Source organism: Pseudomonas sp. CFBP 8770 (genome assembly GCF_014841705.1).
In the GTDB taxonomy this organism is placed as follows: domain Bacteria; phylum Pseudomonadota; class Gammaproteobacteria; order Pseudomonadales; family Pseudomonadaceae; genus Aquipseudomonas.
The window spans coordinates 20,159-44,250 of record NZ_JACYUL010000011.1 but is presented as its reverse complement, the minus strand read 5'-3'; the positions used below and the strand labels follow the sequence as shown (position 1 = coordinate 44,250).

25 protein-coding genes are annotated in these 24,092 nt (G+C 62.3%); 15 read left to right on the top strand and 10 right to left on the bottom strand.

Annotated features, from left to right (window positions below):
- Positions 1-1,125, bottom strand: coding sequence for a mechanosensitive ion channel family protein (locus tag IFT98_RS20175; protein ID WP_192047058.1), 1,125 nt, complete (start codon positions 1,123-1,125; stop codon positions 1-3).
- Between the two features lie 77 nt (positions 1,126-1,202).
- Positions 1,203-2,225 (bottom strand): GlxA family transcriptional regulator, encoded by a 1,023-nt coding sequence (locus IFT98_RS20170; protein WP_192047057.1) that lies wholly within the window; start codon positions 2,223-2,225, stop codon positions 1,203-1,205.
- Positions 2,226-2,329: 104 nt separating this feature from the next.
- Here IFT98_RS20170 and IFT98_RS20165 point away from each other — a divergent pair, with 104 nt between their 5' ends.
- Both IFT98_RS20165 and IFT98_RS20160 read left to right on the top strand, forming a co-directional pair.
- Positions 2,330-2,872, top strand: coding sequence for a DUF4946 domain-containing protein (locus tag IFT98_RS20165; protein WP_192047056.1), 543 nt, complete (start codon positions 2,330-2,332; stop codon positions 2,870-2,872).
- 140 nt (positions 2,873-3,012) lie between these two features.
- Positions 3,013-3,228 (top strand): TOBE domain-containing protein, encoded by a 216-nt coding sequence (locus IFT98_RS20160; protein ID WP_043189662.1) that lies wholly within the window; start codon positions 3,013-3,015, stop codon positions 3,226-3,228.
- 133 nt (positions 3,229-3,361) lie between these two features.
- Here IFT98_RS20160 and copD read toward each other — a convergent pair whose 3' ends face one another.
- Both copD and copC read right to left on the bottom strand, forming a co-directional pair.
- Positions 3,362-4,213 carry a copper homeostasis membrane protein CopD gene (gene copD / locus IFT98_RS20155; RefSeq protein WP_192047055.1) on the bottom strand — a complete coding sequence of 284 codons (852 nt, stop codon included), beginning with the start codon at positions 4,211-4,213 and terminating at the stop codon, positions 3,362-3,364.
- Positions 4,214-4,215: 2 nt separating this feature from the next.
- On the bottom strand, positions 4,216-4,575 hold the full coding sequence (gene copC, locus IFT98_RS20150) for a copper homeostasis periplasmic binding protein CopC (protein WP_192047054.1): 360 nt from the start codon (positions 4,573-4,575) through the stop codon (positions 4,216-4,218).
- 166 nt (positions 4,576-4,741) lie between these two features.
- Here copC and IFT98_RS20145 point away from each other — a divergent pair, with 166 nt between their 5' ends.
- Entirely contained in the window at positions 4,742-6,460 is a 1,719-nt protein-coding gene (locus tag IFT98_RS20145; protein ID WP_122478091.1) for a thiamine pyrophosphate-dependent enzyme, read from the top strand.
- 237 nt (positions 6,461-6,697) lie between these two features.
- Here the strand turns inward: IFT98_RS20145 and aroQ are convergent, their stop codons facing one another.
- The 3 genes from aroQ to IFT98_RS20130 all read right to left on the bottom strand — a co-directional run bounded on the left by aroQ (position 6,698) and on the right by IFT98_RS20130 (position 9,169).
- On the bottom strand, positions 6,698-7,150 hold the full coding sequence (aroQ, locus tag IFT98_RS20140; protein ID WP_122478089.1) for a type II 3-dehydroquinate dehydratase: 453 nt from the start codon (positions 7,148-7,150) through the stop codon (positions 6,698-6,700).
- A 212-nt stretch (positions 7,151-7,362) separates the two neighbouring features.
- The gene (locus IFT98_RS20135; protein ID WP_122478087.1) at positions 7,363-7,710 is read right to left on the bottom strand and encodes a hypothetical protein; all 348 of its coding nucleotides are present in this window, start codon (positions 7,708-7,710) and stop codon (positions 7,363-7,365) included.
- Between the two features lie 316 nt (positions 7,711-8,026).
- Positions 8,027-9,169 carry a cysteine desulfurase family protein gene (locus tag IFT98_RS20130; RefSeq protein WP_192047053.1) on the bottom strand — a complete coding sequence of 381 codons (1,143 nt, stop codon included), beginning with the start codon at positions 9,167-9,169 and terminating at the stop codon, positions 8,027-8,029.
- Positions 9,170-9,338: 169 nt separating this feature from the next.
- Here IFT98_RS20130 and IFT98_RS20125 point away from each other — a divergent pair, with 169 nt between their 5' ends.
- Positions 9,339-9,806: an Lrp/AsnC family transcriptional regulator gene (locus IFT98_RS20125; RefSeq protein ID WP_192047052.1), complete on the top strand. Its 468-nt coding sequence runs from the start codon at positions 9,339-9,341 to the stop codon at positions 9,804-9,806.
- A gap of 173 nt (positions 9,807-9,979) precedes the next feature.
- On the opposite strand, the gene IFT98_RS20120 is transcribed toward IFT98_RS20125, so the two are convergent.
- A complete protein-coding gene (locus IFT98_RS20120) occupies positions 9,980-10,303 on the bottom strand; it encodes an RcnB family protein (RefSeq protein WP_192047051.1) in 324 nt (107 codons plus the stop codon).
- A 138-nt stretch (positions 10,304-10,441) separates the two neighbouring features.
- Positions 10,442-11,521 (bottom strand): site-specific integrase, encoded by a 1,080-nt coding sequence (locus IFT98_RS20115; RefSeq protein WP_192047050.1) that lies wholly within the window; start codon positions 11,519-11,521, stop codon positions 10,442-10,444.
- Between the two features lie 87 nt (positions 11,522-11,608).
- Between IFT98_RS20115 and IFT98_RS20110 the strand changes: the two genes are divergently transcribed.
- From IFT98_RS20110 to IFT98_RS20065, 10 genes are all read left to right on the top strand, one after another.
- Positions 11,609-12,589 carry a DNA-binding protein gene (locus tag IFT98_RS20110; protein ID WP_192047049.1) on the top strand — a complete coding sequence of 327 codons (981 nt, stop codon included), beginning with the start codon at positions 11,609-11,611 and terminating at the stop codon, positions 12,587-12,589.
- Between the two features lie 129 nt (positions 12,590-12,718).
- On the top strand, positions 12,719-14,359 hold the full coding sequence (locus tag IFT98_RS20105) for an AMP-binding protein (protein ID WP_192047048.1): 1,641 nt from the start codon (positions 12,719-12,721) through the stop codon (positions 14,357-14,359).
- Positions 14,360-14,374: 15 nt separating this feature from the next.
- A complete protein-coding gene (locus IFT98_RS20100; RefSeq protein WP_192047047.1) occupies positions 14,375-15,136 on the top strand; it encodes an SDR family NAD(P)-dependent oxidoreductase in 762 nt (253 codons plus the stop codon).
- A gap of 32 nt (positions 15,137-15,168) precedes the next feature.
- Entirely contained in the window at positions 15,169-16,356 is a 1,188-nt protein-coding gene (locus IFT98_RS20095; protein ID WP_192063061.1) for an acetyl-CoA C-acyltransferase, read from the top strand.
- Positions 16,357-16,485: 129 nt separating this feature from the next.
- A complete protein-coding gene (locus IFT98_RS20090; protein ID WP_342214192.1) occupies positions 16,486-17,535 on the top strand; it encodes an AraC family transcriptional regulator in 1,050 nt (349 codons plus the stop codon).
- 183 nt (positions 17,536-17,718) lie between these two features.
- A complete protein-coding gene (locus tag IFT98_RS20085) occupies positions 17,719-18,684 on the top strand; it encodes an amino acid ABC transporter permease (protein WP_192047045.1) in 966 nt (321 codons plus the stop codon).
- 18 nt (positions 18,685-18,702) lie between these two features.
- Complete coding sequence (locus tag IFT98_RS20080; RefSeq protein ID WP_192047044.1) at positions 18,703-19,473, top strand: amino acid ABC transporter ATP-binding protein; 771 nt, start codon at positions 18,703-18,705, stop codon at positions 19,471-19,473.
- A gap of 97 nt (positions 19,474-19,570) precedes the next feature.
- The gene (locus IFT98_RS20075; RefSeq protein WP_192047043.1) at positions 19,571-20,410 is read left to right on the top strand and encodes a transporter substrate-binding domain-containing protein; all 840 of its coding nucleotides are present in this window, start codon (positions 19,571-19,573) and stop codon (positions 20,408-20,410) included.
- Between the two features lie 69 nt (positions 20,411-20,479).
- Complete coding sequence (locus tag IFT98_RS20070) at positions 20,480-21,778, top strand: NAD(P)/FAD-dependent oxidoreductase (RefSeq protein WP_192047042.1); 1,299 nt, start codon at positions 20,480-20,482, stop codon at positions 21,776-21,778.
- A gap of 27 nt (positions 21,779-21,805) precedes the next feature.
- The gene (locus IFT98_RS20065) at positions 21,806-22,276 is read left to right on the top strand and encodes an Lrp/AsnC family transcriptional regulator (RefSeq protein ID WP_192047041.1); all 471 of its coding nucleotides are present in this window, start codon (positions 21,806-21,808) and stop codon (positions 22,274-22,276) included.
- Positions 22,277-22,379: 103 nt separating this feature from the next.
- Here IFT98_RS20065 and IFT98_RS20060 read toward each other — a convergent pair whose 3' ends face one another.
- Positions 22,380-22,772 carry a hypothetical protein gene (locus tag IFT98_RS20060; protein ID WP_192047040.1) on the bottom strand — a complete coding sequence of 131 codons (393 nt, stop codon included), beginning with the start codon at positions 22,770-22,772 and terminating at the stop codon, positions 22,380-22,382.
- A gap of 601 nt (positions 22,773-23,373) precedes the next feature.
- Here IFT98_RS20060 and IFT98_RS20055 point away from each other — a divergent pair.
- Positions 23,374-23,544: a hypothetical protein gene (locus IFT98_RS20055; protein ID WP_192047039.1), complete on the top strand. Its 171-nt coding sequence runs from the start codon at positions 23,374-23,376 to the stop codon at positions 23,542-23,544.
- Positions 23,545-24,092: the final 548 nt, after the last annotated feature.

Genomic DNA, 24,092 nt, shown 5'->3' with positions numbered 1-24,092 from the left:
TCAAACCGGCGGCTGGCGGGCGACGTCGGCCGGCCCTTCTTCGTTGGCCGGGTGCAGCGTGCGCGTCGACATTTCGGCGCGCAGCTGCGGCAGGCACTCGGGGTAGCGGTTGTTGACGAAGGTGATCAGCCGCTCGCGCACATGGCAGCGCGCATCCCAGTTGCGCGACGAATCCAGCGAGCTGAGCAGGATGCGCAACTGCATCGCCTTGTCGCTGGTATCGGTGACCTGCAGGACCACCACGCGGCCGTCCCACAGGTGCGGAATTTCCTCGCACAGACGCTTGGTCTCGGCGCGCAGCGCTTCCAGCGGCACCGAGTAGTCGACCCAGAGAAACACCGAGCCGATGATGCTGGACGTACTGCGGGTCCAGTTCTGGAACGGCTTCTCGATGAAGTACTGCAGAGGCACGACCATGCGCCGCTCGTCCCAGATCTTCACCACCACGTAGGTGCCGGTGATCTCTTCGATACGCCCCCATTCACCCTCGACGATGACCACGTCGTCGATGCGGATCGGCTGCGAAATGGCGATCTGCAGGCCAGCGATCAGGTTGCCCAGCACCGGTTTGGCAGCAAAGCCGGCAGCCAGTCCCGCAAGACCTGCGGACGCCAGCAGGCTGGTGCCGATCTGGCGCACCGCTGGAAACGTCATCAGGATCAGGGCGATACCGAAAATCAGCACCAGCACGTTGAGGCACTGCACCAGCACCCGCACCTGGGTCTGGATGCGCCGGGCAGCGAGGTTGTCCTCGATGTCCAGCGGATGCTTGATGGTCATGGTGGTAGCCACGGCCTTGACACAGCGCAGGCCGAGCCAGGTCAGGCAGGCGGTGACCAGCATGCCGTTGAGGTGGCGCACGGTATTGATCATCAGCAGGTCGTCGGGCGCCGAGGTCCACACCGCCTGCAGGGCCATCAACGGCATCAGCCATAGGGTCGGCTGCTCGGCGCGGGCGACCAGTTGCTGCGCCAGCACAAAGGACTTGGAAACGCGTCGCAGAATGATCAGGCCGATCCAGCGGATCAGCAGAATGACGCATACGGCCAGCGCGGCGGCGATCAGCGTACTGAGCCAGGGCATCGGCACGCGGGCCAGCAAGGAATCGGGAAGAGCGTATTCCATGGGTCGGGTGCTCGCTTGAGGCATGAACTGGAGTCGACCGGCAAAGCTCGGCACGGTTCCCCGTCATCCGCAGCCGATCACTCTGCCAAGCGGGTTTCACGCGAGGGCGAGTGGCCAAAATAGCCGCTGTAGCACTTGCTGAAATGGCTCACCGAGACGAAACCACAGGCAATTGCCACGTCCATGATCGACAGCGTCGAATGCTGCAGCAGACGGCGTGCTTCGGTCACCCGCAATTCCATGTAGTAGCGGTGCGGCGAGGTGCCGAGCTGATCCTGGAACAGCCGGTCGATCTGGCGCCGCGAGCGGCCGACGAACTCGGCCAGTTGGTCCAGCGACAGCGGTTCCTCCAGATTGCTCTCCATCAGGTCGATGATGTTGCGCAGCGGCTGACTGAGCTTGCCGCTTGCCTGGCCAGCGGTGCGCTTGAAGCGCAGCCCTTCGAAGGCAAGAATGTGTTCCACGCCACTGGCCAAGGTGTCACCGCGCTGCTGGCGAATCATTTCCATCATCATGCCGAAGCCGCCGTTGGGGCTGGCGGCAGTGGCGCGGTCGCGGTCGATGACCTGGCTGGCGGGGGTGACGGTGATCTGCGGGCTGAGTTCTGCCAGCGAAGCGCGGTTCTCCGGATGCACTGCGCAGCGATAGCCATCGAGCAGGCCTGCCTGACCCAGAAACCAGGCGCCGTTCCACAACCCACCCAGGGCAATGCCGCGACGGGCGCAGTCCGCCAGTATTCGACTGAGCAGCAGGGAAGGGCGCAGCGGCGTGCGGAAGCCGCCACAGATGATCAACAGATCCACTTCGTCGTGCATGCCTGGCATCAGTGGCGCGTCCGGCTGCAGCAGTATGCCCAGATCACTGATCACCTGGCCGGGCGCCAGCCCATAGGAGCGAATCGCGTAGGCCGCCGGGCTGATCAGATTGGCAGTGACCAAGGTGTCCAGGCTGGCGGTGAAGGCGGCCAGGGAAAAATGCTCCAGCAGCACGAAACCCACGCGCAGGCTTGACTGGTCGGTGTTGCGCAAGCGCCCGTTGGCCGAGGCAAGGTACAGCAGGTTCTTGCTTTGCCCGGCGCCGCTGAAAATCCGTTGCGTCATTGCTGCCTGCTCCCTGGATTGCCGCTGATCGCAGCGGATATTAGCGTAGTGCTGTGGCCATGGGTCTGCGAGACTAATGGCCCTTTTGCTGTGGAGGAAGCCCCATGCCCTACCTGCGCCACGCCCATTGCCTGCTGCTGTGCTGGCTGATCGGCACATCGGCGTGGGCCGACGACAGCCTGATCGTCTGGCCTGCCGACTGGGATGTGCAGATCCTGCCCGACTCGGCCGATGCGCAGGGCCAGCCCAGCGGTAGCCGCCAGCGTGCCACCAAGACCGATGCCAATGGTGATCCGTTGATGATCGTCGAGATGACCCGTGGCGCGCTGGCCCAGGACCACGCGGTCAACCTGGAGGCGGTGTTGCTGGAGATGCGCAAGGCGATCCAGATCAACTTTTCCCGCTCCGGCTACCAGAGCGTGTGCACCAAGGTCAAAGCGACCCAGCTGGGCAACCTGCCAGCTGCGCAGACCACCTGCAAGGTCACCCGCAACGGAACCCTCGCCATCACCCAGACCCTGGTTGCAGCCGTGCAGCCCGGCATGGCCTACGGGTTCAGCTATGCAGGTTCTGCCGTGGGCTATCCGCAACTGGAAGCCGAGGTCATGGGCATACGGCAGGCGCTGCGCTTCACCGACCCGCAATAGGTACGCACGTCAGGGGCAATATTTCTTATTCCCTTGAGGCATATAAAAAGCATTATTTATTCTTTTTAAATATTCGATTGCGGGTGCAATCTCTACCTCACGCACTGCGGTGCGACCGAATGTCTAACGAGGATGACTGCATGACCATCAAAGCGATCAACGTACGCAACCAGTTCAAAGGCACCGTCAAGGAAATCATCGAAGGGCCGGTGGTGTCTGAAATCGACGTGCAGACTCCCGCCGGTATCGTCACCTCGGTGATCACCACGCGCTCGGTGCACGAGCTGGAATTGCAGATCGGCAGCGAAGTCATCGCCTTCGTGAAATCCACCGAGGTTTCCATCGCCAAACTGTAACAAACACGTCGCATACTGATTACGCATTCACGTCTTATACCGTGGTGTCTTGTCAAGTTTGAAGCCGGAAAGATCTTGAGGGTCGTGCTCTTGCAGGGGAGCACGACCCTTTTTTATCTGCGCCAGGGATGGCTCAAGTCAGCGGCGTAGGCGCCAGGGTGCCGAGCAGGGCCACTGCAGCCACGGCGCCCAGCCCGCACGCCCATTCGAGCGTGACGGTACGCTTGAACGATTGGATGTCCAGCGGGCCTCGGGCCAATTGACGCCGGTGCCACAGGGCCAGGCCGAGCATGGCCAGCACCAGCGCCAGCTTGATCGCCAGTACTGTGGCGAACCCGGACTGGCCGGGCAGCGGGAGGAAGGCCCCGGTCAGCGCCCGAGTGTTGATGAGTCCGGTTATCAGCATCCCGGCCACCATCACACACCCCACGCCACTGAAGCGACCGAGCACCACACGCAAGTCCTGGTCGCCGGGTCGAGCCAGTACGAACATCAGCAACATCAACCCGCCCAGCCAGGCACCGACGCACAGCAGGTGGATCAGTTGATTGATCACCAGCCAGGTGCCAGCGGCGCCTTCGAGCATGGCGGCGTGACCTACCGGCGCGAGCGTTGCCAGCGCCAGTGCACTCAAGGGCCTGGCCACTACTTGCAGTTTCGGATGGGGAAGGCGCAGACACACCAGGACCGCCACGCAGGCAAACAGATGCAGCGTCCAGACCTTGCCGAAGAAGGTTTCCGCCAGCACCCGTCGAACCAGCGCCATGTCCAGCGAGCCGCCCAGCTCATAAGCCACGGCGAACAGCCAGGCCACGCCGCTGATCAGGGCCAGTGCAGCCAGCAGGCACACCAAAGGGTCGATCAGGTTGCGCAAACGGCCCATCTGGCTGGGGTGCACGAGCAGCAACGGGCGAAACATGCACGCACCGAACACCAGCATCAGGCTGGTGAAATGCAGGAAACGCAGAGCGATCAATACACTCATGGTCACGGACTCACGGTGAAGCTGTATTCACCCGCACTTTTGTGGGTATCCACCGACACGACCTGCCAGTGCACCGTGTACTGACCCGCTGCCAGGGGCGCCGCAGGTTTGATCACAAGGGTCTTGCCATCGTCCGCAGCACTGGCCAAGGGCTGCATGGCTACCGCGTCGCCGTCCGCCGCAGTCACGCTCACCTGGCTGAAACCCAGTTCAATGGCTTCGGAAAAACCCAGGCTCAATTGCGCCGGGGCAACGACGGTGGTATCCGCGGCGGGCACAGGGTGGGTCAGATGGGCGTGTGCCATGGCCAGGGGCGATACGAGAACGAGCAGGGCGGTGCTGAGCAACTTGCGAGCAGACATGGCAATGGCCTTGAACACTGAAAAAGGCCGCCAATAAAGCATGATCCTGCGCGCCGGGCAACGTCGTCGACCGGTCATGTGGTTGCGGCTCGGCGGCACCAGCCGGGCTGAACTCCCTGCGCGAGCTCAAGCCTAAGCAGCATGACTCTCTGACCAGGAGGCCTTCATGGCCAGCAAGAAAGTAGCCGACATCGTGATCCAGACCCTGCAGCAGGCCGGGGTTCGCAACTGTTACGGCATCGTCGGCGACACGCTCAACCACGTCACCGATGCGATCAAGCGCAGCGAGATCGAATGGGTCCACGTGCGCCATGAAGAAGCTGCGGCATTCGCCGCGGGCGCCGAGTCGTTCATCAGCGGTCGACTGACGGCCTGCGCCGGTTCCTGCGGCCCCGGTGGCCTGCATTTCATCAACGGTATCTTCGAAGCCCAGCGCAACAAGGCGCCCATGGTGCTGATTGCCAGCCAGATCGTGACCAGCGAGCTGGGCATGGACTTTCCGCAGGAAGTGGACTTCAAGGCCATCTACGGCAGTTGCACGGTGTTCTGCGAACAGGTGTACACGCCGGAGCAGGCGCGCCGAGTGACTACCCTGGCCGCGCAAACCGCCTTGAACGAAGGGGGAGTGGCGGTGATCATCCTGCCATCGGACATCAGTGCTGCGGAGGTCAAGAATGACCGCCCGTTCAGCGTTCACCAGCCTCGTCCGGTACTGCAACCCAGCCCCGACGAACTGGCTGGGATCGCCGCCATTCTTGCCGAAGGCAAGAAGATCGCAATCTACGCCGGGGTCGGCTGTGAAGGTGCCCACGACGAGCTGATCGAGCTGGCTCACCGACTCAAGGCGCCCATTGCCCACACCTCACGGGCCAAGGACTTCGTCGAATACGACAACCCATACAACATGGGCATGACCGGCGTGTTCGGGGTCGAATCCGGCTACCACGCGATGATGGAGTGCGACACCCTGCTGCTGCTGGGCGCCGACTTCGCCTGGGGCCAGTTCTATCCGCAGAATGCACGGATCGTTCAGGTCGACCGCAAAGGCGCTCACTTGGGTCGTCGCCACCCGATCGAACTGGGGGTGGTGGGCGACGTCTTGCCGACCTTGCAGGCGTTGTTGCCACTGCTGGCCGAGCGTAGCGAACACAGCTTTCTGGAAGACTGCTTGAAGGTGCGGCAGAAAACCTTGAAGACCCTGGCCCATGACCAGCGCCATACCGACGGGCATCTGATTCACCCGCAGTACCTGACCCACCTGTTGGACAAACACGCCAGCGAAGACGCGCTGTTCACCGCCGACGGTGGCTCACCCATGGTCTGGGTGCTGCGTCACATCAACACCAACGGTCAGCGCCGTACGCTCACCAGCCTGCGCCACGGCACCATGGCCAATGCCATGCCCCAGGCACTGGGCCTGCAGAAAGCCTACCCGCAACGCCAGGTCATTTCGCTGTCGGGCGACGGTGGCTTGGCCATGCTGCTGGGTGATCTGCTCACAGCCGTTCAGGAAAAGCTGCCGATCAAGGTGGTAGTGTTCAACAACAGTTCACTGAACTTCGTCCAGATCGAACAGAAGGTTGAAGGCTTGCTGGATAACTTCACCGACCTGCACAACCCGGACTTCGCCAAATTGGCTGAAGTCATGGGCTTCTACGGTGAGCAGGTGTCCGATGGCGCCAGCCTCGAAGCGGCGGTGCAGCGCTTCCTGAACCATCCTGGCCCGGCGCTGCTGGATGTAAAGGTCAATCCCGAAGAACTGGTGATGCCACCGAAGATCGAGTTCTCGCAGGTGTCCAACATGGCCCTGTATTCGGCCAAGGCCATGCTCAGCGGTCGCGCCGACGATGTGGCGCACATGCTGGTCGACAACTTCATCAAGTAGACGCTCGCGAGCGAGTGTGACCAGGCCGCCGAGTCAGACTCGGCGGCCTATTTGTTTTCCTTGCTCTCTTTATGGATCAGGTACATGACGTAACCGAACGAACCCAGGGTCGCGGTTATGATGGTCAACATGATCACACCGTCCATGACACACCTCCAGAAAATGAAATTTCGTTCAGGTGACTATGAGCGTTGGAGGCAAGTAAAAACAGATTCAGAAAGCGGTAAAAAAACCGGATCAGATGGCCGTCTTGCCGCCGAGCAGTTTGCCGAAGTGGGCAATGGCCAGCTTGTAGCCGTGGGTACCGAAGCCGGCAATGACGCCCACCGCTACCTTCGATACGAATGATTGATGGCGAAATTCCTCGCGCCGATGAACGTTGGAAATATGCACTTCCAGCACTGGCACTTCGCAGGCAATCAGGGCGTCATGAATGGCGATCGAGGTATGGGTCCAGGCGCCCGGGTTGATGACGATGCCGGCAACGCGCTGGCGGGCCTGATGGATCCAGTCGATCATCTGTCCTTCATGATTGGTCTGGCGGCATTCGACCGCAAAGCCCAGTTCCTGTCCGCTCTGCACGGCCATGGCTTCGACATCGGCCAGGGTTTCATGGCCGTAGACCGCAGGTTCGCGCAAACCCAGCATGTTGAGATTGGGGCCGTTGAGTACGAGGATGATCTGGGACATGAGGCTTCCTGGTCAGATGGGATCGAGCCGTGCGGGCAGGGCGCCGCACTGGGGCGATGGGACCGGAAGAATACCGAAAAAGACGCTGTATGTGAGGGATGTGAAAACGGGTGGCATGTCCTGATGCGGTTGTACGCACCTTGTGACACCCACCCGCCTTCGATTTCGGTAACGCTGACGGCAGGGGCAGCTGATGCCCGTCTGCCTCAGGATCAGTTACCGCTCGTGCCGCCTGCGCCGCTGCCTGCACCTTTGCCCGAGCTTGCGCCGTTACCGGAACCCGAACCCATTGAGCCACTGTTGGCGCCGCTGCTGTTGCCGGTGCCGTTGCTGAATGTGCCCTGGCCGTTCGGGGTACCCGACGTGGTGCTGCCGCTGCTGCTGTTGGCATCGTTTGCGCGGCCGTTGCCCATCTGGTTGCCAGTGCGGGTGTCGGTGCTGGTGCTTGGAGTCGAAGGGGTAGGTTCCTTGCCTGGAGGCACCGAACCGGCCAACGCATACATACTGGTGGCAGACAGCAGGCCAACAAGGGCAAAGCGAGTGATCGTGCGAGTGACCATGGTATTTCTCCGTTATAGGAATCGGTACGAAGATTTGGGCAGCGGATTGCCATCGTCGGTGCCGTGAAGCCGACGAACGGTAGTTTGGAGACCTTCTGACGCTCCTAGGGCGGGTTGATGGCTACGAACCCTTCATCGTGGGAAGTCAGTCACTGCGCGGCGCCCTTTTCGCGGCCTATGACCGCTCCCACAGTGAGCGAGTGTCCTGTGGGAGCACCGCCGTTGCCGGGGTTCAGCGTTTCCAACGGTGCATGAGTGTCCTGTGGGAGCGGTCTGTGGCCGCGAAAGGAGCGCCGCCGTTAACGCGGCTTCGATTTCACCAGAATGGCGCGGGGGCACGCATGGCGTCGGCTATCACGGCAATGGCCTGGTCGACATCTTCGTGGGTGCTGTAGCGGCCCAGACTCACGCGCAAGCTGCTCAGTGCCTGCGCCTGGCTCAATCCCAATGCCAGCAATACATGGGACGCTGCCGTACTTGCAGAATTGCACGCCGAAGTCGACGACACCGCAATACGGCCGGCAATGGCCTGCATGGAGAAGGACGGGCTGGCGATGCAGACGTTCAGGGTGTGTGGAATCCGTTGCTGGGCGCAGCCATTGAGCGTCACACCGGCCAACGCCAGCAACCCTTCGCGCAAGCCCATGGCCAGTTGCGCGATATGCTCATTGTCGGCCTGCATCTGCGCCGAGGCTTGGGCAAATGCCGCACCCATGCCAACGATCTGGTGGGTAGGCAAGGTGCCCGAGCGCAGGCCCTGCTCATGGCCGCCGCCATGCATCTGCGCGCGCAATAGCGGCCGCGCCCGTGGACCGACGTACAAGGCACCGATGCCTTTCGGGCCATAGAGCTTGTGAGCGGACAGGGACAGCAGGTCTATGCCCCCGCTGGACAAGTCGATGGCGACCTTGCCGGCCGCCTGCGCGGCGTCCACATGCAGCAGGGCGCCGTGGTCTTTTACCAACTGCGCGACTCGGGCGATATCGGTCAGGGTGCCCAGCTCGTTGTTGACCCACATCAGCGACACCACCCGGGTGTTGGCTCGCAACGCCTGGCTCACGGCCTCGGGTTGGATCAGTCCCTGGGCGTCCGGGGTCAGCCAGGTAACGTCGCAACCGGCGGCCTGCTGCTCGCGTACGGTATCGATGACGGCCTTGTGCTCCAGCACGCTGGTGACGATATGGTCGCCCGGACGGGTGCAGCCCTTGAGCGCCAGGTTGTTGGATTCGGTCGCGCCTGAAGTCCAGACGATGTCTTCGGCGGTGGCATTGAGCAGTTCAGCCACTTGCCGCCTGGCCAGTTCGACCGCCTGGCGCGCTTGATGGCCATAGGCGTGGGCACTCGACGCAGGATTGCCGAACAATGCTTCGCGCCCCATACAGGCGAGCATCGCCTTGATGACGTGATCGTCGATGGGCGTGGTGGCAGCGTAATCCAGGTATACGGGGAGGGTAGGCATAGCGTCTCGACCAGAGCTGATTCGGTGCTGTCTATGCTAACGACGGATAGGAGGAAAAAATTTGACTTCTACGCTAGCTTTGCGGCACTAGGCGCAAAGATTTTGCATCCTGTGTCGTTTAAAGAGAATATTATTGCAATCACCGTTTTCCAGGCAGGCCTCAGGCACCATGGACAAGTTCGATATGGCAATCCTGGAGATGCTTCAGACCGATTGCACCCGCCCGCTGGCTGACATCGCCGAGCAGATTGGACTGGGTGGTACCGCTTGCTGGCGCCGCATTCAGAAGATGGAACAGCAGGGCGTGATCACCCGGCGGGTCGCGCTGCTCGATGCGGGCGAGTTGAATGTGGCTGTGACAGTGTTCGCCGAACTGCGCACGCAGCGCCACAATGCCCAGTGGCTGGCGGATTTCCACGCCGTGATCGGCGAGCTGCCCGAGGTCGTGGAGTGCTACCGAATGGCGGGGGACACGGACTACATGCTGCGCATCGTGGTACCGGACATCGCGGGCTATGATGCCGTTTACAAGCGCCTGATCCAGGTAGAAGGCATCAGCGACATCAGTTCGACCTTTGCCATGGAGCGCATCAAGTCGACCACGCTGCTACCGTTGCACTATGCCAGACGCAACTAGCGCATAACGCCTGATAGACCGCGTCGCCTGGTTCGCGGCCACGGACCGCTCCCACAGGTGAAGTAGGACCTCCTGTGGGAGCGGTCATTTGTGGGAGCGGTCATCGGCCGCGAATGGGCAACGCGGTACTCCTGACCCACCTAGGCCGGAAGACCCAGCCTAAAAGCCGAATATCACTTCTTGACCGAAGACTTGTCGATCATCTCCACGATGGTGCCGTTCGGGATGTTCACCCGCACGTACTTGTCCTTGATCTCGACCCACTGCTCATTCTCTTCAGGCTGCATCAAACCATGCTTGGCCGGGTCGATCGCCAGCTCTTTGCGCTTGTAGGAATCGGGGACTTTGTCGCCTTCCTTGATTTCGTGCATGCCATTGCCCGGACGATCCAGGGTCACGCTTTCTTCCTTGGTGTCGGTCTGGGCTGCGAAGGCAGGCACACTCAGTGCGCACAGGGCAGCAAGAGCGAGGCGGGGCAGCAGCTTGGAAGTGGTCATGATAATTATCCTTGATGGTCGAATAAGGCTCTGGTTCAGCCAAAATGTCAGCGTTGACATGCTATTGACCGGCGCCGGAGCCGATGTTTCCGCAGAAGTTTCAACATCCGGTTGCGACATCCTTGTCTTGGCCCGAAGCTAGTCGTCGCCCTTGATCAGGTCCGCCGCCTTGCTCCCCAGCAGCGACCCGGCCTGGAAGTAACCCATCACCGTCGCCACGCTGCGGTGCTCGGTCATCGCCATCACGTCTCCCAACGGCACGCCCTGGCGACCGGCCTCGGTGACGAAGCCCGAGCGCAAGCTGTGTGCCGCCCAATCCCCCTCCAGGCCTGCGAGTTGGGCCCGCCGCTTGACGATGCGGGCCACCTGGTCGCCGCCAAGCCCATGGCTGGCCACTTTATCGCCACGGTACAGACGTCGGAACAGCGGACCTGTAGCCGCTGGCGCGGCGGCCAACCACGCGGCCAGCGCATGGGCGGCAGGGCCGCGCAAGGGTTTCTCGCGCCGTGCGCCGGCTGTATCGGTCTTGGTCGCGCCCAGGCTATAGACCCAAGTGTCTACATCCAGCCGACGCACGTCGCCCACCTGCAGCGCGACCACTTCGGAGCGGCGTCTGCCGCCGCCACTCCAGGCCAGCAAGAGCAGGGCGCGGTCACGTATGCCGCGCACGCCGTCCGTGCAGGTGGCCAGCATGGCCTGCAGGGGCTCCAGGGCCATGGCGGTTTTCTTGCGCACGGTCACGCCCTGACGTACCTGGGCCTTCTGCGCGCTGCGCAGCAGCGTTTTCAGTGCAGGCGTATCGGTCGGGCTGTCCCAGCTCTTGACCCGGTGCCACTTGCCCAGCACCGCCAGCCGATGCTGAACGGTGCTGTAGGCCAAAGGACCCAGGCGGGACTTGGCCCTGCCATCGACCAGTGCCTGGTCGATGGCAACCGGCAGCAAGTGACTCCAGCTGCCGTCCTCGACAGGTCGCGCCAGATGATCGAGGACGAACTGAATCGCCACGGCCGCAGGCAGCGGCGCATCTCCCAACACCTGTCCATAGCGCAACTTCAACCACGCTGACCAATAACCCAGTGCGCTGCGATAGCTGCGGACCGTGTTGGCAGCGGTTCCTGCTGCGATGAACGCTTGAGCCGCGTGTGCAGTGTTTTCTGCCAGAAAGTGCAGATGCAGGGGCTGGATTTCGATTAGCGCAACATCAAATGTATTTTTCATTACGTTCAACGTATTATATTTTAGGGATTCGTTATTTAGAGTCGGATAATCCTTCATTATCATACCTAATCCAGCGGAGTGTGTGGCATGGCAGTGGGCGTACCGGAAACCGACGTATTTGCCGCAGCGGACGCCGTGCTGGCCCGCGGCGAGCGGCCGACAGTCGAGCGCGTGCGCCTCGAACTGGGCCGGGGCAGCCCGGCGCGAGTGGGCACCTTGCTCGATCAGTGGTGGGAGCAACTGGCGCAACGGCTGCGAGGCGAGACCCGCCTGCCGGGGCTGCCTGCCGAGGTGGCGCAGGCATTCGTGGCCGTCTGGCAACAGGCAAGCGTGCTCGCCCAAGGGGTGGTCGAACACTCGGTCGCGGCCCAGCGCGAAGTATTGGCGGCCGAATACGAGCGGGTTGCGGGGGTGGAAGAACAGGTCCGTCGCGATATCGCACTGGCCCGGCGGCAGGTGATCGAAGCGGAAACGGCGCGGGGAAACGCCGAAACCCGGCTGGACGACCTGGACAAGCTGCTGGCGCAGCGCCAGGTGCAGATCGAAGACCTGCAACAGCAGCGGATCGAGCTGCAAGGTGCGCGCAGTGAGTTGCAGGCCGATATCGCTTCCTTGCAACAAGCGTTGCGCGATCAGCAACAGCAAGCCGAGCACAATCGCCTGGCTCAGGAGGCCTATGTGCGCGGCGTCGAGGAGCGCTCGCACCGTGAGGTCGACCGCGCCCGTGAAGACCTGAAAACGCGCAACCTCGAAGCTCGCGAGCAACAGAAACAGCTCGAAGCCTTGCAAAAGCGTCTGGAGCAAACCCGCAGCGCGCTCGGTGACGCGCAACTTCAGGCAGCCGCCAGGGAAGCACGGTCGCAGCTGGCTGCCGAGCAGGGGCAACACGCGCTGCAGCAGCTCGAAACCCAGCTGCGAAGTGCCCGCGAGGCGCAGGAGGCGGCGTTGCAGGCCGCCACCGCGCAGCAGGCGCGCGCCGACACCCTGGAGCAACAGCTGATCCAGCAGCTCGCGCTCAAGCCAAGGCGCAGCAGAGCCAAAAAACCTGATCCGGCCCCTGGTGGCTAAACCGCTCAGTCAGCCTGAGCGCTGACAACATTGTCGCCAAGCCGTCTGCGGATCACTATCGAGCGGCGCCCTTCAGGCCGCTTTGAGCCCAGATCAACAAGATCCCATAACAACAAGCAGGGACATGTGATGCGCGATTATTCCAGTACCGCCCAGGCCTTCGATTACCTGGACACCGCCGCGCAGGATCTGCACGGCACCCTCGATCAGCTCAACGCCTGCGTCGAATGCTGCGACCGCCACCTTGGCCAGCAGGCCGTGGCCCTGTATTGCGAGTCGCAGCACGGCGTTGCCACCCAGTACACCTTCGAACAACTCCAGGCCCATGCAGCGCAGTTCGGCAATTTTCTGCGCAGCCAGGGCGTCAAGCCCGGTGATCGCATTGCCGGGTTGATGCCTCGCACCGTCGAACTGCTGATTGCCATCCTGGGCACCTGGCGCATCGGCGCCGTCTATCAGCCCTTGTTCACCGCCTTCGGCCCCAAGGCCATCGAACAGCGCCTGCAGTGTTCGCAGGCGCGCTGGGTCGTCACCGACCTGCACAATCGCCCCAAGCTCGATGAGGTCGAATGCCGACCCAGCGTGTTGACCGTGGGCTGCGCTTCGCCGACTGCGGATGAACAGGATTTCTGGACCGCCCTCCGGCAGCACAGCGACGAGTGCCCGCCGACGCTGCTCGATGGCAATGCGCCGTTCATGCTGATGTGTACCTCGGGTACCACCGGTCCCGCCAAACCCCTGGAAGTGCCACTGCGGGCGCTGCTGGCGTTCAAGGGTTACCTGCGCGACGCCGTGCAACTGCGCGCCGAAGATCGCTTCTGGAACCTGGCCGACCCGGGCTGGGCCTACGGGCTTTACTATGCGGTCGCCGGTCCGCTGGCCCTGGGGCATGCCACGGTGTTCTACGACGGCGGCTTCACCGTGGACAGTACCTGCCGGGTGATCGACAAGTACGCGATCACCAACCTCGCCGGGTCGCCCACCGCGTACCGCATGCTGATCGCTGCCGGTCAACGATTCGCAGCCGGGGTGCGCGGGCGTCTGCGCATCGCCAGCAGTGCGGGCGAGCCGCTCAATCCACAGGTGATCCGCTGGTTCGCCGAGCAGTTGGGTGTGGTAGTCCACGACCACTATGGCCAGACCGAGTTGGGCATGGTTCTGTGCAACCATCACGGGCTCGAGCATCCGGTGCGCGAGGGCTCCGCCGGCTTTGCCGTGCCCGGCCATCGCATCGTGGTGCTCGACGCTCAGTTGCAGGAGCTGACAGCCGGACAACCAGGCGTGCTCGCCGTGGATCGCGAGCGTTCGCCGCTGTGCTGGTTCGGCGGCTACCTGGGCATGCCGACCAAGGCGTTCAAAGGCAAGTATTACCTGAGCGGTGACACGGTAGAGCTCAATGCGGACGGCAGCATCAGCTTCGTCGGCCGCAATGACGATGTCATCACCACTTCAGGCTATCGGGTGGGGCCGTTCGACGTGGAAAGCGCGCTGATCGAACACTCTGCCGTGGTCGAGGCTGCAGTGGTCGGCAAACCGGATGCCGAGCGCACCGAAGTGATCAAGGCGTTCGTGGTGTTGCAGGCGGGTTTCGAAGCCGGCCCCGAGTTGGCCGAGACCCTGCGCCTGCACGTCCGTCAGCGGCTGGCCGCCCATGCCTATCCGCGGGAAATCGAATTCGTCGAGCAGCTGCCGAAAACGCCGAGTGGCAAATTGCAGCGCTTCATCCTGCGCAACCAGGAAATCGCCAAGCAGCAGGCGCCCAGCGCCTGACAGGGAGACAGCTTCATGCACATTCAAGACAAGGTTTTCATGGTCAGCGGCGCCGCCTCCGGCCTGGGCGCCGCCACCGCGCGGATGCTCGCCCGGGCTGGCGCCCGTTTGCTGCTGGTGGACCTCAACGCCGAGGCGCTGCAGGCACAGGCGAGCGAGCTGGAAGCAGCGTTCGCAGTGGCCGATATCACCCAGGCCGACGCCGCCCAGGCGGCCGTGGACATGGCCCTGCACAGCTATGGCGAACTGCACGGGCTGGTCAATTGCGCCGGCGTGGTCGCCGGCGAGAAGATCCTCGGCAAGCAGGGTGCCCATTCGCTGGACAGCTTCAGCCGCATCATCAATATCAACCTGATCGGCACCTTCAACCTGCTGCGCCTGGCGGCCGAGGCCATCGCCAAGAGCACCGCGAACGCCGAGGGTGAACGGGGCGTGATCATCAATACCGCCTCGGTGGCCGCGTTCGATGGCCAGGTCGGGCAGGCGGCCTACGCCGCTTCCAAGGGCGCAGTGGCCAGCATGACTTTGCCGGCAGCGCGCGAGCTGGCCCGTTACGGCATTCGCGTGATGACCATTGCGCCGGGCATTTTCGAGACGCCGATGATGGCCGGCATGAGCGACGAGGTGCGCGCCGCGCTGAGCGCCGACGTGCCGTTTCCGCCGCGCCTGGGCAAACCGGACGAATACGCGGCACTCGTGTGTCACATCATTGAAAACAGCATGCTCAACGGCGAGGTGATCCGTCTCGACGGCGCGCTGCGCATGGCGGCCAAGTGAACCGGGGCAGGGCAGATCAAGGGAGAACACCCATGAATGAAGATCCGATGGTTATCGTCAGTGCCGTACGCACGCCCATGGGCGGGTTCCAGGGCGATTTGCGCAGCCTGACCGCACCGCAATTGGGCTCCGCCGCCATCGCCGCCGCCGTCGAGCGCGCCGGTGTCGATGCCCATGCCGTCGACCAGGTGCTGTTCGGCTGTGTGCTGCCGGCAGGGCTCGGCCAGGCACCGGCGCGGCAGGCGGCACTCGGTGCCGGGCTGTCCCACGCAACCACCTGCACCACCTTGAACAAGATGTGCGGGTCAGGCATGCAGGCCATGATCATGGGGCATGACGCATTGTTGGCGGGCAGTGCCCGTGTAGTCGTGGCTGGTGGCATGGAAAGCATGTCCAACGCGCCGTATCTGCTCGACCGCGCGCGCGATGGCTATCGTATGGGACACGGCCGGGTACTCGACCACATGTTCCTCGATGGCCTGGAGGACGCCTACGAACCCGGGCGACTGATGGGCACCTTCGCCGAGGACTGTGCCCAGGCTCACGGTTTCAGTCGCCAGGCGCAGGATGAATTCGCCTTGACGTCGTTGACCCGCGCGCGCCAGGCCATCGCCGATGGCAGCTTCGCTGCGCAGATCGTGCCGGTGCAGGTGATGCGCAACAAACAGCCGCTGCTGATCAGCGACGACGAGCAACCGCCCAAGGCCAATCCTGAGAAGATCGCCTCGCTCAGGCCCGTGTTTCGCGAGGGCGGCACGGTAACGGCGGCCAATTCCAGTTCTATTTCCGATGGTGCCGCCGCGCTGGTGTTGATGCGGCGCAGCGAGGCGCAGGCACGTGGCCTCGAACCGCTGGCGATCATCCACGGGCACGCAGCGTTCGCCGATGCGCCGCACCTGTTTCCGGTCGCGCCCATCGGCGCCATCCGCAAGCTGGTGGAAAGCACCGGGTGGGCATTGGACGAGGTCGATCTGTTCGAAATCAACGAGGCCTTCGCCGTGGTTACCCTGGCCGCCATGCAGGCCCTTGAACTGCCGGCGCACAAGGTCAACGTCAATGGCGGCGCCTGCGCACTCGGTCATCCCATCGGTGCGTCGGGTGCCCGTATCGTCGTCACGCTGCTGGCGGCACTGCGCCAACGCAACCTGCGCCGCGGCATCGCCGCGATCTGTATCGGCGGCGGTGAAGCGACGGCCATTGCCGTCGAATGCGTCTACTAGGGAGGTCTTTGGTCAGGACGCTTGCTCGGCGCCAACGGATGGATTAGAACTGACGACCGCAAGGGTAGGGCAATGAGTGCCCTACAGGCCGTTCGGTCCGTTTCGCCCAGAAGCGGTTAGCGAGGATGAGTGAACCTGACCCGAAACCCGCTCGACGCTCCATCGCTGCGCGATACGATCTCGATCCACCTGGTGCGCGAAGCCGTGCGTGACTGTCATCTGCCCCTGCAGCCCTTGCTGCAGTCGGCGGGCATCGAGCCCATGCTGCTGGGCAATGATCAGGCTCGGATTCCCGTGCACAGCTACGCTCGGCTCTGGCGACAACTGGCCAGAGCGCTCGACGACGAATTCTTCGGCATGGACGCGCGGCCTCTGCGGCGCGGCAGCTTTGCGTTCCTGTGCCGGGCCTGCATGCACCAGCCCACGGTCGGCGCGGCACTGCAGCGTGCCCTGGAGTTCCTCGCATTGATGCTGGCCGACTACGACGGTCGCCTGGCGACCCAGCAATCGCTGGCCGAGATCGTCATTCACGAGCGCAGCGCCGAACCCAAACGGGCGTTTTCCTGCTTCACCTATTGGATGATCGTGCATGGCATCGCCTGCTGGCTGGCGGGACGGCGCATTCCGATTCTGGCCATGGAACTGCGGGGCCCGGCGCCTCGCTACGTAGGCGATTATCAGGTGATGTTCTCGCCCAACCTGCGCTTCGAGCGACCACGCACCCGGCTGATCTTCGCCGCCGAGCACCTGGACATTCCGGTACGGCGCAGCGCGACCGAGCTGAGGCGTTTTCTCGCCCGCGCGCCGGCCAACATCCTGGTGCGCTACCGCGATCCGCACAGCCTGGGCTGGCGCATCCGCCAGAGGCTGCGCAATCTGCCGGCCGCAGAGTTTCCAGCCATCGAAACCATGGCCAGCCAGTGCGGCGCTTCGGTGGCCACGCTGCGTCGGCGCCTGGCCGAGGAGGGCGCCGGCTACCAGGCGCTCAAGGACAGTGTGCGCCGCGAGCGGGCTGTGCTCTGGCTGGCCGAGCCGCAAGCGACCTTCGAAGACATCGCCGAGCGCCTGGGCTTCGCCGACGCCAGTTCCTTCTACAAGGCCTTTCGCAAGTGGACCGGCGCAAGCCCCGGCCACTATCGCAGCCTCATCCTCGATGGGGTTGGCCCGAACGGCGCTTAACCAAGCCCCACCAGTGACGTGGAAAACGCCACCGTAGCGGCGAATCGTCCGCGCTTTCCTGCGTTTGTCAGGGGCTGCCCGCCAAATCTGGCGGATTTACTATCGAATCAACGCATAGCGCAGGGTGCTCGCCAGCGTTTTGCGCGCCCATAATGAAAACACAACAACAAAGGTGTCCATGCCATGTTCAAGGACCACATCGTCAAGCCCCGCGCCACCGACAACCTGACGTTCATGGGTACCGTGGCTGCCGTCACCTTCGCCGTCACACTGTTCGCCGGCCTTGGCGAGAGCGGCCTGGGCAGTCTGATGGCGCCGATCCTGCTGGACCTGCACGCACCGCTGGCCCGTGACGTGGCCGTGGCAGTCACCTTCACCCTGACGCTGGTGCTGAATCTGTTCGTGTTGGGGCGGTTCCCCTTGCGGGCGCAGATCATCACGGTGTGGTGCGAACTGTTACTGATGTTCCTGCTGTTCTTCGACACCTTCGACCTTTCCTACGCGTTCATCGCCACCAAAGTCGGTTTCATGATTACCCAAGGGGTGTTCACGACGGTGTACGTGTCGGCCATCTCCATTGCCATCGCGTTCGTACTCGCCTTGCTGGGCGCCACCGCGCGCCTGTCGTCCAACGGTTTCGCCATCGCGATCGCCAGCTTCTACACCTCTTTCTTCCGTGGCGTGCCGCTGCTGATCCAGATCTACCTCATCTATCTGGGCATCCCGCAGCTGGGCTATGTGGTCGGTGCCGTGCCGGCGGGCATCCTGGCGCTGTCGCTGTGCTACGGCGCGTACATGACCGAAATCTTCCGCGCCGGCATCAGCAGCATTCCGCGCGGGCAATGGGAGGCGTCCAGGGCCATCGGCCTGTCGCCATTGCAAACCATGTTGCGGGTGATTCTGCCGCAGTCCATGCGCCTGATCATCCCGCCGACCGGCAACCAGTTCATCTCCATGCTCAAGGACAGCTCGCTGGTGTCGGTGATCGGCGTCTGGGAGTTGATGTTCCTGGCACGCACCCAGGGCCGTGCGGAGTTTCGCCATCTGGAGATGCTGATCACCGCCGCGGTGCTGTACTGGTTGCTGTCGATCGTTCTGGAAACGGTCCAGGCCCGCCTGGAAAAACACTTCAACCGCGCGCACCGCTGAGCCGTCCAGGAGCTTGAGATGAATCGATCGACCGTTGCCCACGATCTCCCCCAGCAGGCCGGTGTTCGCGTACGCAAGCTGAACAAATGGTATGGCGAGTTCCATGTGCTCAAGGACATCGACCTGCACATCGCCAGCGGCGAGATCGTGGTCGTCTGCGGGCCCTCGGGCTCGGGCAAGTCGACGCTGATCCGCTGCCTGAACCTGCTGGAAGACTTTCAGCAGGGCGAGGTGATCATCGGCGAGACCACGCTCACCCGCAGTGCCGCCTGCGTGGCCGGCATACGCCGCCAGGTCGGCATGGTCTTTCAGCAATTCAACCTGTTTCCGCACCTGACCGTGCTCGACAACCTGATGCTGGGGCCGCGGCTGGTCAGCCGGTTGAGCGACGCCGACGCCCGTGCCCTGGCCCATGAATACCTGGAGCGGGTGCGCATCGGCAACCAAGCCGACAAGTACCCGGGCCAGTTGTCCGGTGGCCAGCAACAGCGCGTGGCCATTGCCCGGGCGCTGTGCATGCGCCCGCGCATCATGCTCTTCGACGAACCCACCTCGGCGCTCGATCCGGAGATGGTCAAGGAGGTGCTCGACGTGATGGGCGAGCTGGCCCAGGACGGCATCACCATGCTCTGCGTGACCCATGAAATGGGTTTCGCCCGCCGCGTGGCCGACCGGATCATCTTCATGGACCAGGGCTGCATCATCGAAGAGGCCAAACCGCAGGACTTCTTCGACCACCCCCGACACGAACGTGCGCGCGAGTTCCTCTCGCAGATTCTCAGCCACTGATCGCCTGAGCCACGTGCCGGAACCTGTCACGGATTCACCCATGCTGCACACGCCACAAGAACGATAACCGCGTACCGCTGCTCTCTGGAGGTTCACCATGACGTCGCTGACCCGCTTGTTCACCGCCGCCGCACTGGCCGGCGTCTTCACGGCCGGAGCCGGGGTTGCCTGGGCAGGCACCACCCTGGACCGCATCAACTCGACCAAGGTCATGAAAGTGGCCACAGCGGCCAACTGGCCACCGCAATCGTTTCTGGGGCCGGACAATGCCCTGCAGGGCTTCGACATCGACGTGGCCACCGAAATCGGCAAGCGCCTGGGCAGCAAGGTGGCGTTCGTCACACCCGAGTATGGCATCATCACCGCCGGGCGCTGGTCCAACCGCTGGGACATTTCGGTAGGGTCGATGACGCCGACCCGCGAGCGGGGCAGGGTGCTCGACTTCCCTGCGGTCTACTACTACACGCCGTACGTGTTCGCAGTGCACAAGGCCGCCGCCGGCACCAAGACCGCCGACCTCAACGGCAAGATCATCGGCGTCGAGGCTGGTACCACGTCCGAGGACTACATCAACCGCCGGCTGACCATCGATGCGGCCGACGTGCCGTCGTTCACCTACGACGTCGAGCCGGGCGAGGTGAAAACCTACGGCGACAGCATGGGCCCGCTGGACGACCTGCGCATGGGCAACGGGGTGCGCCTCAACGCTACCTTGTCCGCGCTGCCGACCATCAGTGCCGCCATCAAGAATGGCTACCCGATCGTACAGGTCGAGGGCAAGCCGGCCTATTACGAACCCCTGGCCATCGCCGTCGACAAGGGCGACGACGCCTTCAACGGTGCGCTGACCAAGATCGTCGATGAGATGAAAACCGACGGCACCCTCAAGCAGCTTTCCGAAAAATGGTACGGCGCCGACCTCACCAAGGTGCAGTGACCTGCCAGCGCCCCGTGTGCTCGATCGTGCACACGGGGCGCACCCGCCCGATGAAGGATGACGGACCTCATGTTCAGCTATATCGACAACTATTACACCGCGACCATGCGCGAGGCACCCGTGCGGCCGCCGCTCGCCGGCAAGGTCTGCGTCGACGTGTGCGTCGTGGGCGGTGGCCTGGCGGGGCTAAGCACCGCCTGGGAACTGGTTTCGCGGGGCAAATCGGTGGTGGTGCTGGAGGCGGCGCGGGTGGCCTGGGGCGCTTCCGGGCGCAACGGCGGGTTTGTCCTGCAAGGCTGGTCCGAAGGCCTTTCGGCCATCGAGCAGCGCTGCGGCAAGGACACCGCCGCAGCCTTGTTCAAGCTGTCACTGGAAGGCGTGGACAGCGTGCGCGAGACCATAGAGCGGCATTCACTGCCGGGTTGCGCACCCAGCCGGGGCAAGCTGAGCGTCAGCCGCTTCGACAACGCCGACAGCCTCAAGCGGTTCAGCGAGCGCATGGACCGTGATTTCGGTTTCAACTTGGAGTATCTCGACCGCGACACCCTGCGCACGCTGCTCGACACCGAGCGTTACCACCAGGGGCTGCGTGATACCCACGGTTTCCATTTCCACCCACTGAACTATTGCCTGGGCCTGGCCGACCTGATCGAGCAAAAAGGTGGGGTGATCCATGAGCAGTGCGCCATGCTCGAGGTCGACAGCCGAGCCGGGCGCTCCCAGGTGTCAACGGCCCACGGCAGCGTCGATTGTGTCGATGTGGTGTACTGCTGCGGCGGCTACGGCGGTCCTGAATTCGGCAAACTGCACCGTGCCTTTCTGCCCATCGCCACCTACGTGGTGCTCACCGAGCCATTGGGTACGCGCCTGCAGCAGGCCGTCCGCACCTCTGAAGCCGTCGGTGATTCCCGGCGGGCCTCGGACTATTACCGTATCGTGGATGGCGATCGGCTGCTGTGGGGCGGCCACATCACCACCCACAATCTGCAGGACGAGCAACGTCTGGCGCAACTGCTCAGCGCCGATATCCTCGATGTCTACCCACAACTGCAAGGCTTGAAAATCGACAAGGCCTGGTCTGGACTGATGGGCTACGCCCGGCACAAAATGCCCCACATCGGCCCCCTGGGCCCTGGACTGTGGTCTTGCGCATCGTTCGGCGGGCACGGCATGAACACCGCGCCGGCCGGGGGGAGGGTGATTGCCGAGGCCATCTGCGGCGAATCGGACCGCTACCGTTTGTTCGACCGCTACGGGCTGCAGTGGAACGGGGGCCCATTCGGCCCTCCGGCGGCACAATTGGTGTATACCGGGTTGAAGATGATGGACAGGTTCCAGGAACGACACGCCGGCGCAGGGCCGCGCTAACTCTTTTACAGGCAAGGTCGACACGGCATGGACGCACACCCACCCGGCACATTGTTCAACCTCACCGAGAACGACCGGCAATTGCTGGCGTTATTGCAAGCCAACGCCCGCGAGCCGACCGCGTCACTCGCGCGCAGGCTCGGAGTGTCGCGCTCTTCGGTACAGGAGCGCATCCAGCGGCTGGAGAAAGCCGGTGTCATCACCGGCTACAGCGTGCGCATCGACCACGACCGGATACAGCCCACCATCAACTGCTTCACCATGACCTCTTGCACCAACAAGAGCTACACCGACGTCATGACCACCTTGCGCAAGATCGAGGCAGTGCAGGCCGTGTACGCGGTGTCCGGGGAGTCGGACTTCATCATTCACCTGGCCACCGGGACGCTGGGCGAACTCAACGCTGAGCTGACCCGGATCAACATGATCAAGGGCGTGGCGCACACGGCGTCGCACATCGTGATGGAGACCAAGTTCAGCCGGAAGCTGAGCGTGTAGGAGGGTGGATGCCCGGTGCCAGGACGCACCAGGCAGGATGGATAACGTAAGCGCGCATTCGCACTTGGCCTTTTTTCACAGAGGTAGCTGGTTTTCGGCATTATCAGCGAGCAAAACGATTATTCGTTGTCCCTTTGACACTGTCGACAAACCAAAACCATCGTTCATCGGCTTTGACAATGTTGCATTCCTCGCCATACGCCGAATAGGTCACGCAAATCACATCGCCCGTGATCTTCCAACTCCCTTTAGCTTCAGGCATTCCAGTTATATTGATTTTGGCTGCTCCATCGGCTGTGAGAATCTCGGAAAAAGATTGCCCACTTGACGTTACACTTTGATGTGAGCGTCCTATGAATTGGCTTGCAACGTCGTTACCGCTGAGTTTTGCAGCGCTGGGCGGCGCGGGCGAGTGCGCGTCCATTGCCGGGTTGCTTCCGCTAGTGGCGCAGCCCAGCAATAAAGCAGTTAATGCAGCGGTGCAGATTACTTTCATGAGTCATTCCTCTCTTCGAAAAAGGTATGAGCCATTTGCAGTGGAGACAACATTATCAACAACGCACTACTGACATGCCCAGAGAATCGGCTGAGCAGATATCCAAACAACTGACTCGCGTTGAGTCTAGCACTGCATGTCGCACCTGCATTTTGGAGGTAGGAGTAGACCAACAGGCCGTTGGGTAAATCCAACCAGGCCGCATAACTATACTAAATGCTTATTTAGTATAGTTATCGTATTTTGAGCGACGTTCGCGAATAAGTAGGGCTGTTTTCGGTATTGGGGTTATGCTGCCTACGACTATCGATCTAGTAGCTTGCAGACAAGCACTCAAGGCAGTTTTCCAGCCAAACAGTGCCCATCGGGACCCATCGCGTACCTGACAATCAGATGAATAACGGCACACGCTTACTCGTGCGCGATGCATTTCTCCAGCGCGGTCTTCATTCGGCAATTGCCGAGTCATGCTAGTCTAACGCAGCTCCGTCGATCGCCAACGGGCACGTTCGTCAGAGCATCGTAAGCCCCCCAAAAAGGCTGATTTTGTAGATGACTACGCGATCATGCCGACCTGGTGTGGTGGAACGTCGAGCTCTGGATGACGGATCGCGATGTGGTTTGGTTTGGTTTGGTAGTGATCGAGTCAATCAAGCTGATGAACGTCGTAGACGTGAACACTAGCGTTTCGGACAATCAGGTCTTCGTCGAGGAATTCGAGCCGAGCACCAGTGAGGAGGAAAAGCTGACGCGGCGCGAGTCCAAGTGCTGAGGTGGCAAGGTTCTATGTACCTGGCCGAAGGATTACCAGTCCAAGGCCGAATCCCCAGCTTGCAGCACCAACCCTGGCTACCCGGCACACCCAACACGGCATTACGCATAATGTATATTATGTTAAATCTACTAAGTGTAGGCATTCTATGAGGAACTGGCTTACCGTCCAGCGCCCACTTGTCATGAGTCTCCTGTTGCGCCAATCGCGTTTTAAGTGGAAAGCGCTCTATTTTCTCCTCACCCCCTTGCTTTCCGCGGGCTCCAGCTTATCTGGCACCTTGATTCGACGCAGCTTTTGACGAAATGAGTGGAACGCTGTGCGACGCAACAATCTATAACCTATTGATTTATAAGAATCTAAAAAGTTACGTCTAAACGGAACAGCTCCCGCAGCCAAGGAGAAATCAGTGGAATCATATTTCAGGGGACGCACCATCAACCGGCTCCAACCCCATACAGAACAAGGGCCTCAGCCTTTTTGAGGAATTGAGTGGACATTCCGCTCCGCCTTTCCCCGAGGCGAAACGGGTGGAAAATCCACGAAGG

Bases quoted from the DNA above. Each gene is read 5' to 3' on its own strand.
- IFT98_RS20175 (WP_192047058.1), bottom strand. From the start codon at position 1,125: ATGGAATACGCTCTTCCCGATTCCTTGCTGGCCCGCGTGCCGATGCCC.
- IFT98_RS20170 (WP_192047057.1), bottom strand. From the start codon at position 2,225: ATGACGCAACGGATTTTCAGCGGCGCCGGGCAAAGCAAGAACCTGCTG.
- IFT98_RS20165 (WP_192047056.1), top strand. From the start codon at position 2,330: ATGCCCTACCTGCGCCACGCCCATTGCCTGCTGCTGTGCTGGCTGATC.
- IFT98_RS20160 (WP_043189662.1), top strand. From the start codon at position 3,013: ATGACCATCAAAGCGATCAACGTACGCAACCAGTTCAAAGGCACCGTC.
- copD (WP_192047055.1), bottom strand. From the start codon at position 4,213: ATGAGTGTATTGATCGCTCTGCGTTTCCTGCATTTCACCAGCCTGATG.
- copC (WP_192047054.1), bottom strand. From the start codon at position 4,575: ATGTCTGCTCGCAAGTTGCTCAGCACCGCCCTGCTCGTTCTCGTATCG.
- IFT98_RS20145 (WP_122478091.1), top strand. From the start codon at position 4,742: ATGGCCAGCAAGAAAGTAGCCGACATCGTGATCCAGACCCTGCAGCAG.
- aroQ (WP_122478089.1), bottom strand. From the start codon at position 7,150: ATGTCCCAGATCATCCTCGTACTCAACGGCCCCAATCTCAACATGCTG.
- IFT98_RS20135 (WP_122478087.1), bottom strand. From the start codon at position 7,710: ATGGTCACTCGCACGATCACTCGCTTTGCCCTTGTTGGCCTGCTGTCT.
- IFT98_RS20130 (WP_192047053.1), bottom strand. From the start codon at position 9,169: ATGCCTACCCTCCCCGTATACCTGGATTACGCTGCCACCACGCCCATC.
- IFT98_RS20125 (WP_192047052.1), top strand. From the start codon at position 9,339: ATGGACAAGTTCGATATGGCAATCCTGGAGATGCTTCAGACCGATTGC.
- IFT98_RS20120 (WP_192047051.1), bottom strand. From the start codon at position 10,303: ATGACCACTTCCAAGCTGCTGCCCCGCCTCGCTCTTGCTGCCCTGTGC.
- IFT98_RS20115 (WP_192047050.1), bottom strand. From the start codon at position 11,521: ATGAAAAATACATTTGATGTTGCGCTAATCGAAATCCAGCCCCTGCAT.
- IFT98_RS20110 (WP_192047049.1), top strand. From the start codon at position 11,609: ATGGCAGTGGGCGTACCGGAAACCGACGTATTTGCCGCAGCGGACGCC.
- IFT98_RS20105 (WP_192047048.1), top strand. From the start codon at position 12,719: ATGCGCGATTATTCCAGTACCGCCCAGGCCTTCGATTACCTGGACACC.
- IFT98_RS20100 (WP_192047047.1), top strand. From the start codon at position 14,375: ATGCACATTCAAGACAAGGTTTTCATGGTCAGCGGCGCCGCCTCCGGC.
- IFT98_RS20095 (WP_192063061.1), top strand. From the start codon at position 15,169: ATGAATGAAGATCCGATGGTTATCGTCAGTGCCGTACGCACGCCCATG.
- IFT98_RS20085 (WP_192047045.1), top strand. From the start codon at position 17,719: ATGTTCAAGGACCACATCGTCAAGCCCCGCGCCACCGACAACCTGACG.
- IFT98_RS20080 (WP_192047044.1), top strand. From the start codon at position 18,703: ATGAATCGATCGACCGTTGCCCACGATCTCCCCCAGCAGGCCGGTGTT.
- IFT98_RS20075 (WP_192047043.1), top strand. From the start codon at position 19,571: ATGACGTCGCTGACCCGCTTGTTCACCGCCGCCGCACTGGCCGGCGTC.
- IFT98_RS20070 (WP_192047042.1), top strand. From the start codon at position 20,480: ATGTTCAGCTATATCGACAACTATTACACCGCGACCATGCGCGAGGCA.
- IFT98_RS20065 (WP_192047041.1), top strand. From the start codon at position 21,806: ATGGACGCACACCCACCCGGCACATTGTTCAACCTCACCGAGAACGAC.
- IFT98_RS20060 (WP_192047040.1), bottom strand. From the start codon at position 22,772: ATGAAAGTAATCTGCACCGCTGCATTAACTGCTTTATTGCTGGGCTGC.
- IFT98_RS20055 (WP_192047039.1), top strand. From the start codon at position 23,374: ATGACGGATCGCGATGTGGTTTGGTTTGGTTTGGTAGTGATCGAGTCA.